Genomic DNA, 11,081 nt, shown 5'->3' with positions numbered 1-11,081 from the left:
CGCTAAGGCGTTACCAAGTATAAAAACAGAAAGTGCTATTGATAGTAAACTTAGGGGGTGAAATGGTGGCCCCACCTGGACTCGAACCAGGGACCTACCGATTATGAGTCGGGTGCTCTAACCAACTGAGCTATAGGGCCATTTTGTATTTTAAGTGCTCATTAAATTCATCTATGAAGCAATATCTTGTCGGCTTCCTGCCTCCATCTCATCAAGCTGCGAAGCGGTGCTTCGGTCTCGATTCGCCCAACTGAGCTATAGGGCCATTTTGTGTTTTTGCGCGTAACATTCGTCCATGAAGCTTGATTCCGGTCTCGGATTCAACACTCAGGGTCGCTACGCTAATATCCCTTCGCTTCCTCGACGTAAACTTTCTTTGAAAGTTTACCCAACTGAGCTATAGGGCCATTTTGCTTTGTGGTTTAAAAGTAAATCACTGAAAGCGCAGGCAGTATAAAAATTTTTAACAGGCTTGTCACTATTAAAACGAGAAAAAATCGAGATGAATGTACTGATTGCTTAATTATGAAGCAAAGTGGAGCGTAAAGTAGCTTTTGCAGTAGAGATAGAATGAATTTTAGCGTCAGAAAGTTCGTGCTTTTCTCGCTCGCCGAGGAGCGATGGCCGTAAAAATGATTGGCTTAGTTTGGCTTTTTCAAATGTAATGTCGATAGGAACGAACAAGCTTGTTCCTATTAGTATTCTTAAATTTATATTTTTAAGTGGTTACGCAGCCGCTACCGTATTTCGAAGAAATTTCACTGATTTTTGTAGGGAGTAAGGTGTAAATGGGGTGTTACTGTAACGCAGATAAAAGAAGCCGACGCAGTGTCGGCCTCTTTTAGGAGAACGAATTAGGTTATTGGTGCATGCCTAGTTTTTTCTCTAGGTAGTGGATATTCGTACCACCGTTTTGGAAGTTCTCGTCTGATAGAATCTTCTTGTGCAGCGGGGTATTGGTTTTAATCCCGTCAATCACTAGCTCATTCAGTGCGTTTTTAGCGCGAGCAATTGCAACATCACGGTTTTCACCATAAGTGATTAACTTACCGATCATTGAGTCGTAATGTGGTGGTACCGTATAATCCGCGTAGATATGACTGTCCCAGCGGATCCCAAGGCCACCAGCTGGGTGGAAGCGCGTGATCTTACCTGGTGAAGGAATAAAACTGTCAGGGTCTTCAGCGTTAATACGGCACTCAATTGCATGACCTCGGATCACCACGTCATCTTGTGTAATAGAAAGTGGTTGGCCAGCAGCAATCTTAAGTTGCTCCTTAATTAAGTCTACGCCAGTGACCATTTCTGTTACTGGGTGCTCAACCTGAATACGGGTGTTCATTTCAATGAAGTAGAACTCACCGTTTTCGTATAAGAATTCAAATGTACCAGCACCGCGATAACCGATTTCGATACATGCACGAGTACAGCGATCACCAATGTATTTACGCATTTCAGCTGTGATCCCTGGCGCAGGTGCTTCTTCCACTACTTTTTGGTGACGACGCTGCATTGAACAGTCACGCTCACCTAAATGGATTGCATTGCCTTGACCGTCAGCTAGTACTTGTACTTCGATGTGGCGCGGGTTTTCTAGGAATTTTTCCATGTAAACCATGCCATTGCCAAAGAATTGCTTGGCTTCTTGTTGCGTCAACGCAATTGAGTCAACCAGTTCTTTTTCACTACGCACGACACGCATACCACGACCACCACCGCCACCTGCGGCTTTGATGATAACGGGGTAACCAATACGCTTGGCAATCTGCATATTGCGATCGTTATCTTCGGTTAACGGGCCATCAGAACCAGGAACACAAGGAACACCCGCTTTTCTCATTGCTTCAATAGCAGAAACTTTATCACCCATTAAGCGAATCGTGTCGCCTTTTGGACCGATAAAAATAAAGCCGCTTTGCTCAACTTGGTCGGCAAAATCTGCATTTTCAGAAAGAAAACCGTAACCTGGGTGAATGGCAACGGCGTCAGTTACTTCTGCAGCTGCAATAATACGCGGAATATCAAGGTAGCTTTCACTTGCTGCTGGTTTGCCGATACAAATGGTTTCATCCGCAAGAAGAACGTGTTTTAGGTCACGATCGGCTGTTGAGTGTACAGCAACCGTCTTAATACCTAGCTCCTTGCAGGCACGCAATACACGAAGGGCAATTTCACCTCGGTTTGCAATGACTACTTTATCTAACATAACGTTGACCTTCTGCGTGATTATTCGATGATGAATAGCGGTTGGTCGAATTCTACTGGCTCACCGTTTTCAATTAAGATTGCTTTAACCACACCAGCTTTGTCTGATTCGATTTGGTTCATCATCTTCATTGCTTCAACGATACAAAGTGTGTCGCCAACATTTACTTTTGAACCTACTTCTACGTATGCTGCTGCTGTTGGAGATGAAGCTGAATAGAAAGTACCAACCATAGGTGACTTAACTTGGTGACCAGCTGGAGCTGCACTTTCTGGCGCTGCCGCTTCAGCAGCAGGTGCTGCAACAGGAGCTGCAGGTGCTGGTGCCGCAGGTGCTGCCATGTACTGTTGAGGTTGAGCGTAAACTGGTGCATTACTGTGGCGATTAATACGTACTGATTCTTCACCTTCTGTAATTTCTAGTTCTGCAATACCTGATTCTTCTACTAGTTCGATAAGTTTTTTGATCTTGCGAATATCCATACAATGACCCGCCTGTTAGTTAATTTGAGTTATTTTGTTTTCGCAGTTGCGCCAGTGCAGCATCAAGTGCTGCGCGATAGCCCAACGCGCCTAATCCACATATCACGCCTTCCGCCACGTCAGAAAAATAAGACTTGCGGCGAAATGGTTCTCTTTTGTGTACATTTGTGATGTGCACTTCATAAAAGGGAATGTCTACACTGAGTAAGGCATCTCTAAGCGCAATGCTAGTATGTGTGAATGCGGCAGGATTGATAATAATCGCATCGCATTGCCCATACTGTGCATGAATGGCCTCAATAAGCTCTGCTTCACTGTTACTTTGAATGTGTGACAACTCTACTTGCTGATTTTGTGCATAGTCAGTGAGCGCATCGACAATCTCATTGAGTGTCTGCGTACCATAGGTGCTGGTTTCACGACGACCTAACATATTTAAATTAGGTCCGTTTACTAATAAAATCTTTAATTTTGCAGACATTTTACGTGAACTTCCTTTAAGTAAAGCGTTAGACAAAAAATTGTACTGTATGGCTTGTTAACTTATGCCTAATTTCAGCAAATAGCAAATATTTCTCTATTTCGTCGAGTATTATAGAGAGTTCGCGGTAAATAGCAGCAAAATACTGGTCTAATGAGAAGGGTAAGGGAGCAAGATAGCTTGCTCCCAAAATGGCTACTTTGCGTCCTGCTTAGCCTTGTCTAGGTGAGCTGCAAAGTCTTTTGCATCTAAAAAGCCGGTGACGCGATGTGCTGGCATCTCGTTGCCTTGGCTATCAAAAATTAAAATGGTGGGTAAGCCAAATACCGTAAACGCTTCCATGATCTCTTGGGTATTATCATTGGCTTTGGTTAAGTCGAGTTTTAATAACTCGTAGTCTTTAAACTGTGCTTGTACCTCGGGAGTTGGGAAGGTGTACTTCTCGAACTCTTTACAGGCCACACACCAGTCAGCATATAAATCCACAATAGGCACTTTACCTTTAGCATTAGCCTCTGCAATGGCTACTTCAAGCGCGGCTAAGTCTGGCAGTAATTTAAACTTTTTTTCTGCCGATGCGGCTTCAGTTTGAGTGGTTATTGCATTAACTACTGGCTTAGGTGCTGGAAAAAAGCTGCTTTTTAAGGCAAATAAGCCAACGATAAATAAAGTGATAGCAAAACCCCACAGAGTGGTTTTACCTTTACTCGTTTGCAATTGGCTTTGCCAGTAATGTAAGTAAAGTGCTGTTGCAACGGCAAGGCCACCAGCCAGAGCAATGATCACGGTAGCATCAAGGATGCGCTCGAGCAGGATGAGTGGTACAAATAGCATCACAAAACCAAATAGCGTCTTGACCTGATCCATCCAGCCTCCAGCTTTTGGTAGTAACTTACCACCAGAAGTGCCTAGCAATAATAGCGGTAAGCCCATGCCCAAACTAAGTGCATAGAGCGTTAGCGCACCGACAACATAATCGCCACTTTGCGCGACAAACAGGAGAGCACCAGACAAAGGCGCGGTGGTACAAGGCGATGCAATAAGGCCCGATAAGACACCCATTACAAACACACCCCAATAATTGCCGCCTTTTTGTTTGTTACTGAGCTGGGTGAGTTTATCCATCATGCTGCTTGGTAGGCGGATCTCGTATAGCCCAAACATTGATAGCGCGAGTGCAACGAACAAGATACTAAAGCTGATAAGTACCGCAGGATGCTGCAAGTAGCCTTGAATTTGGCCACCAAAGTAAGCAACAACAAGGCCAAGTGCGGCATAGGTAACGGCCATGCCTTGTACATAAACAAAAGATAAACTGAACGCTTTTTTAGTTGAAAGCCCCTGTTGACCTGCGATTAAGCTCGACAAAATAGGGAACATGGGGAACACACAGGGAGTAAAAGCAAGCCCAATACCAAGACCAAAGAACGTCAAAATATTTGCAAGCAAGCTGCGCTGCATTAATTGCTCAGTAAAAGACAAATTGTCGTCATCCACAGGACGGCTTGTGTTTTGAATCTCAGCGCCTGTCTCTGGAGCTTTGTTTGATGTGGCTTTTGGCTGTTCTCCTGCAATCGTGCTTAACGGTACTTCAACAATTTCTGGTGGGTAACAAAGCCCAGCTTCTGCGCAGCCTTGATAGCGGATTTTTACAACCGCTCCAGGTTGAATATTATCGAGTTTAGAAATAACAGATAAATGATTGAAAAAGACTTCAGTGCGGCCAAAAAACTCATCCTCAATCATCACGCCTTTTTCTAACTCTGGCACTTTGATGTCGGCTTGTTTGGCGATGATTTGCAGATTTTTCTTATACAAGTAATAGCCATCAGCGATGTCCCAACCGACAAACAATGTTTTTTCTTGTTGGTCAAAATCAAACTTAAATGCTTCGTTTACAGGTAAAAAGGTTTGTTGCTTTGGCGCTAACAAGCTGTCTAGCACAGCATTATTTGCCTGTGCTGGAAGCCATATTAACAGCGAAAAAAGAACTACTAAGAGTCGCATTACAATAGTACCTCGTCCATCCATTTAAAATAAGCTAGGTTGCCACTAGTAACATCCACAACTTGAATTTCAGGGACATCATAGCTGTGAAGATCACGAATAGCAGCCATCACTTGCTCTAGTTTTTCGGATTTTGTCTTAATTAACAGCTTGGTTTCTCGCGCGTGCTCCACCTGACCTTCCCAAACATAAATAGATTCTATTTCTGGGATTAGGTTCACACACGCTGCGAGTTTTTGCTCTACAAGTTGCGCTGCAATTTTACGTGCTTCGGTAACGGATCCGCATGTAGATAAGACGAGTTTATATCTTATACCCATAGCTATTTCCATTTTAGGGTTGGTAATGGCATCTTAGCGGATAGCGCCTCTTTTCTAAAGCGTCTAACTTGCATCGCTTGAATTAAGACCTTGGCACCCATATTTATCTTTCGTAGATTTGGAGAAAGTATGTTTAGATTCTTATTTATTTTATTTATTGCCATTCCGATTATTGAAATTGCGTTGCTGATCCAGGTCAGCGAGGTAATAGGCGGCTTTGCGACGATTGCCCTTGTGATAGCAACCGCCATTCTAGGTGCGAGACTTGTCAAACAGCAAGGCTTGGGAGCCTACGTTAATGTTCAACAGCAGATGTCCCGAGGACAGTTGCCTGCTCAAGATTTGTTTACCGGTTTGTGTGTGATCATCGCTGGTGTTTTGTTAATGACGCCTGGGATCATGACTGACGTACTAGGGTTTTTACTGCTAACGCCCGCAGTTAGAAAAAAGCTGGCGCAGTCACTGTTGGCCCATGCCACCGTAAAAGTGCAAACAGGTATGCACTCAGGTCAGTCACCGTTTGCTAATCAATCACGCGAAGAACGTGCGGATCAGCAGGAAGAAATTAGAGATCCATTTAAAAATCAATCGGGTAGAAATTCTTCAACAACGATTGAAGGTGAATACGAAAGAAAAGACTAAAATTTTTTAGTTTTTTCTCTTGGGTTTTAATTTGCCCATCCCCATAAATGAAAGCAATTAAAATTGCGTGTGTTAACCACAACCTGTGGATGTAACACCGCCTTAAAAAAGCATTATTTCTGTCATTGTTCAGAAACTGTTAGGAGAACTATATAAATGAACATTCGTCCTTTACATGATCGCGTCATTGTTAAGCGTCTTGAAGAAGAAACAAAGTCAGCTGGCGGCATTGTGTTAACCGGTTCTGCGGCTGAAAAGTCTTCACGTGGTGAAGTGGTTGCAGTAGGCAACGGCCGCGTGTTGGACAATGGTGAAACTAAAGCATTACAAGTAAAAGCAGGCGACACAGTGTTGTTCGGCTCTTACATCGAAAAGACTGAAAAGATCGAAGGTCAAGAGTACTTGATCATGCGTGAAGATAACATCTTAGGCATCGTAGAATAATTAATACTTTTTAGTTTAATCGACAACAGAATTTAAGAGGAATTTATAACATGGCAGCTAAAGAAGTTCGTTTTGCAGGTGACGCTCGTACAAAAATGCTTAAAGGCGTAAACGTACTAGCAGACGCAGTAAAAGTAACACTAGGTCCAAAAGGCCGTAACGTTGTTTTAGAAAAATCATTCGGCGCACCAACTATCACCAAAGACGGTGTATCTGTTGCAAAAGAGATTGAGCTTGAAGACAAGTTCGAAAACATGGGCGCACAGATGGTTAAAGAAGTTGCGTCTAAAGCAAATGACGCAGCGGGTGACGGTACAACTACTGCGACTGTTCTTGCTCAAGCTATCGTGAATGAGGGTCTTAAGTCAGTTGCTGCTGGTATGAACCCAATGGACCTTAAGCGTGGTATCGACAAAGCAGTTATCGCTGCAGTTGAAGAGTTAAAAACGCTTTCAGTACCTTGTTCAGACGCAAAAGCGATTGCACAGGTTGGTACTATTTCAGCTAACTCTGACAAAGAGATTGGTGACATCATTGCTGAAGCAATGGAAAAAGTAGGTCGTGAGTCTGGTGTTATCACTGTAGAAGAAGGCCAATCACTACAGAATGAATTAGATGTAGTTGAAGGTATGCAGTTTGACCGTGGTTACCTATCACCATATTTCATCAACAACGCTGAAAAAGGCCAAGTTGAGCTAGATAACCCACATATCTTGCTAGTAGACAAGAAGGTTTCAAACATTCGTGAACTTCTGCCTACACTAGAAGCAGTTGCTAAAACAAGCAAGCCGCTACTAATCATTGCAGAAGACCTTGAAGGTGAAGCGCTGGCAACTCTGGTTGTAAACAACATGCGTGGTATCGTGAAAGTTGCTGCTGTTAAAGCGCCTGGCTTTGGTGACCGCCGTAAAGCGATGCTACAAGACATCGCAATCCTAACTGGTGGCACGGTTATCTCTGAGGAGATTGGTCTTGAGCTTGAGAAAGCTACGGTTGAAGACTTAGGTACAGCTAAGCGCGTGGTTATCACTAAAGATGATACAACTATCATCGACGGTGCCGGCGAGCAAGAAGCTATCGATGGTCGTGTATCACAGATCAAAGCACAAATCGAAGAAGCAACTTCTGACTACGACAAAGAGAAGCTACAAGAGCGCATGGCAAAACTTGCTGGCGGTGTTGCAGTAATCAAAGTTGGCGCAGCAACTGAAGTTGAAATGAAAGAAAAGAAAGACCGCGTAGAAGATGCACTACACGCAACTCGCGCAGCGGTTGAAGAAGGCGTAGTACCTGGTGGTGGTGTTGCACTAGTTCGTGTAGCAAGCAAGATTGAGTCGCTAACTGGTGACAACGAAGACCAGAACCACGGTATTAAAGTGGCACTTCGTGCGATGGAAGCACCACTTCGTCAAATCGTTTCAAACGCAGGTGACGAAGCATCAGTTGTTGTTAATGCAGTTAAAGGCGGTGAAGGTAACTACGGTTACAACGCAGCAACTGGCGAGTACAGCGACATGATTGAAATGGGTATCCTAGACCCAACTAAAGTAACACGTTCTGCACTACAGTTCGCAGCATCAGTAGCTGGTCTTATGATCACAACTGAAGCCATGGTTGCTGAAATCCCGAAAGAAGAGCCAGCTGCTCCAGATATGGGCGGTATGGGCGGCATGGGTGGTATGGGCGGCATGATGTGATAAACATCACCTCCTAAGCATCTCGCTTCAAAACCCAGCTTCGGCTGGGTTTTTGCTTTTGAGCAATACAAGATATGTATTTAATACCAATCAAACTTAATACTTGCTCAATTTGAAGAAGTAAATCTGACGCTAAAAATTTCTTATTTAGAGCAACTAAACAGCAAAATTTTTGCCTTGCCTACAGGACGTAGGTACCTCGGCGTGAGCAGGGCGAGGAAGCGGTGTTATCGACAAGGTTTTCACGTCTTAAAATAGACTACTTAATTAAGATGATTAGCATAACTTTACTCGACAAACCTGAGAACATTTACCAATAACGTCGGTCTTACTATTATATTGATGAAAATGTAGCTAATTGTCACACTGCGTAAAAGGGTGTGATCCTGCTTTACTTCGTATTGATAAAGAGTAAGGTGGTGATAGAGCTTGAAGGAGATCTAAAGATGAAATTACCAATGACATTAGTTGCCCTGTGTCTGACACCATTATTTGTAAATGCAGGTGAAGTTTCGGTGACTTGGAAAGACTTTAAAGAGTACCGTGATGTGCGCCCAGGCAATGAAACACGTGGGTCCTTTTATGAGCGTGTGGAGAAGCAATTTACCAAGCATATGGAGGAGTTAGCTGAGCAGTTGCCGGAAGGTTATAAACTAGCAGTTAGCTTCGATGAAATAGACCTAGCTGGTGATGTACATTATGGAATATCAGATATTCGTGTGATAAAGCCGATCCATTTTCCGCGTTTAGAAATTAGCTACCAGCTAACGGATCAAGCAGGTAAAACTATTGCACAAGAAAACGCAGTAAAATTAAAAGACATGTCGTTTATGGATAGAATCAAACGCGGCCTAGATGAATCTTTTTATTATGAGAAGCGTTTGTTGACAGAATGGTTTGAAGACGACCTGATGAAAAAAGTGAGTTTATAAACGAACTTTAGGCGCTCTTTTTAGATAAGGTTGCACGCAGCGTTTTGGCTGCGTGTTTACGTATAGTGTTATTTAAACGTCGCGAGTAGCTGCAATAGAGATTGGAGCTTTTTAACTACCAACGCCAGTTTTTGCTCGTCAATTTCTTCAGTTTTAGATAGACCTTCAACATCGGCTGCAACATCCAAAACATATGGCTTAAAGCGCTTAGCTTCAAACGTAAATCCCGCTTCTTCTGTAAATAGTGCTTTAAACTTACCGTGGCCTTGCTGTTGCAAGTCATCAAGCTTTTTATCCGCATCTAGTGCTTGGCGGTATACGATCTTGAGGTTTTCATTGAGTTTTTCGATAACGGCTTGCATGGTCAGTCCTAATCGCCCTACTAAAAGCGCTTATTTTAAGGGTTTCATTTACAAATGTCAGGTGTAAATCTACTCTTTTAAAGGTAGTAAAAAGGGATTGGAAATTTATCTCAAAATTTACCCTAAAGGTTTAGCTTTGTATGCCGATACCTTATCTGATCCATCAAAAAGTTAGGTAATCACTTATGAATATTTCCGGAAGTAACCTACCTGCTATGTCTGGAGCGAGTCAAAGTGGCGAAGTATACAGCGCTGCATTGGCAAAAAAGCAACAGAAAGCAGATGGACAAGCCGCGCTTGCTTTAATTGAATCTGCGGGTAACAGTGCTGCTGCACAAACACCTGCTAAATCAGTAACTGCAACGTTAGGCAACAACATCAACACATACGCTTAATTGCTATGGGTTGATGGCACGTTGTCTTCGGTTGTCCGATAGCTATGTGCAAAAGCAATCGGTGCTAGGGTCATTAGCACCGATTTTTTGCGCTCTTAACCGAGTAAATCTAGGTCAACCGGCGTTTTACTTGGCTGACCGCCAATCTCTCGCACTAATTTAGGCACTAAAAATCCTGGCAACGTTTCTAAAAGCTCAGCCATAAGGGTTTTGGCTTCTGCTTCTTCAACATCGAAGTGGCTAGCCCCTTCTACTTTATCAAGCAAATGCAAATAATAAGGCAGTATATCCGTATCGAATAAGGCTTCACTCAATTGGGCTTGAGTTGCAGCATCGTTGTTAATTCCCTTGAGCAGTACAGCTTGGTTCAGTAAAGTCACATTTGCTTGTTTTAGCTGTTTCATTGCGGCTTTAAAGTGTTCGTCAATTTCATTCGGGTGGTTGATATGGTTAACCAAAATCACCTTTAAATGACTCTGTGCTAAACGTTGGCATAATGCCTCGGTTATTCTCGTTGGGATCACCACTGGAAGGCGGCTATGAATACGCAAACGTTTGATTTGTGGTATCGTCTCTAATTGTTCTAACACCCAAGCTATCATGTCGTCTTTGGCCATCAGCGGATCACCGCCGCTTAAGATCACCTCATTGATTTCAGGGTGGGTGCTTAAGTAATCAAACACTGGGGCTAAGGTGCGTTTATTGACCTGATTATCTTGGTAAGGAAAGTGGCGTCGAAAGCAGTAACGGCAGTTGACCGCACAGCCGGTTTTGAGCATGAGTAATACTCGAGAACGATACTTATGTAGCAGCCCTGGCACTGGAGCGTCCTGTTCTTCGAGTGGATCTTTACTAAATCCCGCTTCAGTTAAGTATTCCTGATGTACCGGCAGCACTTGTAATAGCAAAGGATCGTAACGATCTCCGTGGCGCATTTTATCAATAAATGGGCGTGGTACTCGCATAGGAAACAAGCGCTTAGCTGCAAAGTCTCGTGCATCAAAATGGTCTTGTAACCCTAGGATGTTAAGTAGCTCCTGTGGGTCAGTGACAACATTTGCTAATTCTTTTTGCCAGTTAGTCTGCAAATTTACTTCATTTATTTGTATCATT

General features: G+C 43.3%; 12 protein-coding genes and 1 tRNA gene. 5 read left to right on the top strand and 8 right to left on the bottom strand.

Annotation, left to right across the window (positions count from 1 at the left end):
• Positions 1–63: 63 nt before the first annotated feature.
• The 6 genes from HUZ36_RS06635 to cutA all read right to left on the bottom strand — a co-directional run bounded on the left by HUZ36_RS06635 (position 64) and on the right by cutA (position 5,496).
• Positions 64–140: transfer RNA gene (locus HUZ36_RS06635), tRNA-Ile, on the bottom strand.
• Between the two features lie 719 nt (positions 141–859).
• The gene (gene accC, locus HUZ36_RS06630) at positions 860–2,206 is read right to left on the bottom strand and encodes an acetyl-CoA carboxylase biotin carboxylase subunit (RefSeq protein WP_125251013.1); all 1,347 of its coding nucleotides are present in this window, start codon (positions 2,204–2,206) and stop codon (positions 860–862) included.
• 20 nt (positions 2,207–2,226) lie between these two features.
• Positions 2,227–2,688: an acetyl-CoA carboxylase biotin carboxyl carrier protein gene (gene accB / locus HUZ36_RS06625; protein WP_147389017.1), complete on the bottom strand. Its 462-nt coding sequence runs from the start codon at positions 2,686–2,688 to the stop codon at positions 2,227–2,229.
• A 19-nt stretch (positions 2,689–2,707) separates the two neighbouring features.
• Entirely contained in the window at positions 2,708–3,169 is a 462-nt protein-coding gene (gene aroQ / locus HUZ36_RS06620; protein ID WP_147389018.1) for a type II 3-dehydroquinate dehydratase, read from the bottom strand.
• Between the two features lie 195 nt (positions 3,170–3,364).
• Positions 3,365–5,176, bottom strand: a complete 1,812-nt coding sequence (locus HUZ36_RS06615; RefSeq protein WP_176032412.1) for a protein-disulfide reductase DsbD — start codon at positions 5,174–5,176, stop codon at positions 3,365–3,367.
• On the bottom strand, positions 5,176–5,496 hold the full coding sequence (gene cutA / locus HUZ36_RS06610) for a divalent-cation tolerance protein CutA (RefSeq protein WP_125251017.1): 321 nt from the start codon (positions 5,494–5,496) through the stop codon (positions 5,176–5,178). Before cutA ends, HUZ36_RS06615 begins: the two co-directional genes overlap by 1 nt.
• A 129-nt stretch (positions 5,497–5,625) precedes the next feature.
• Between cutA and HUZ36_RS06605 the strand changes: the two genes are divergently transcribed.
• From HUZ36_RS06605 to HUZ36_RS06590, 4 genes are all read left to right on the top strand, one after another.
• Positions 5,626–6,138, top strand: a complete 513-nt coding sequence (locus HUZ36_RS06605) for an FxsA family protein (RefSeq protein ID WP_176032411.1) — start codon at positions 5,626–5,628, stop codon at positions 6,136–6,138.
• A gap of 156 nt (positions 6,139–6,294) precedes the next feature.
• Complete coding sequence (locus HUZ36_RS06600) at positions 6,295–6,582, top strand: co-chaperone GroES (RefSeq protein ID WP_010368755.1); 288 nt, start codon at positions 6,295–6,297, stop codon at positions 6,580–6,582.
• 50 nt (positions 6,583–6,632) lie between these two features.
• On the top strand, positions 6,633–8,279 hold the full coding sequence (groL, locus tag HUZ36_RS06595) for a chaperonin GroEL (protein WP_125251019.1): 1,647 nt from the start codon (positions 6,633–6,635) through the stop codon (positions 8,277–8,279).
• A 419-nt stretch (positions 8,280–8,698) separates the two neighbouring features.
• Entirely contained in the window at positions 8,699–9,211 is a 513-nt protein-coding gene (locus tag HUZ36_RS06590; RefSeq protein WP_128732686.1) for a DUF3016 domain-containing protein, read from the top strand.
• Between the two features lie 68 nt (positions 9,212–9,279).
• Here the strand turns inward: HUZ36_RS06590 and HUZ36_RS06585 are convergent, their stop codons facing one another.
• Positions 9,280–9,573 (bottom strand): prephenate dehydrogenase, encoded by a 294-nt coding sequence (locus tag HUZ36_RS06585; protein ID WP_125251022.1) that lies wholly within the window; start codon positions 9,571–9,573, stop codon positions 9,280–9,282.
• A gap of 185 nt (positions 9,574–9,758) precedes the next feature.
• On the opposite strand from HUZ36_RS06585, the gene HUZ36_RS06580 reads away from it, so the two are divergent.
• On the top strand, positions 9,759–9,968 hold the full coding sequence (locus HUZ36_RS06580) for a hypothetical protein (protein WP_125251023.1): 210 nt from the start codon (positions 9,759–9,761) through the stop codon (positions 9,966–9,968).
• Between the two features lie 95 nt (positions 9,969–10,063).
• Here HUZ36_RS06580 and epmB read toward each other — a convergent pair whose 3' ends face one another.
• On the bottom strand, positions 10,064–11,080 hold the full coding sequence (gene epmB, locus HUZ36_RS06575) for an EF-P beta-lysylation protein EpmB (protein WP_176032410.1): 1,017 nt from the start codon (positions 11,078–11,080) through the stop codon (positions 10,064–10,066).
• Position 11,081 lies beyond the last annotated feature (1 nt).

Origin of the sequence: Pseudoalteromonas sp. McH1-7, assembly GCF_013366255.1 — a bacterium.
GTDB classification, from domain to species: Bacteria; Pseudomonadota; Gammaproteobacteria; order Enterobacterales; family Alteromonadaceae; genus Pseudoalteromonas; species Pseudoalteromonas peptidolytica.
Note: the sequence above shows the minus strand (reverse complement) of the source record. Positions and strands in the feature narration are given on the sequence as shown.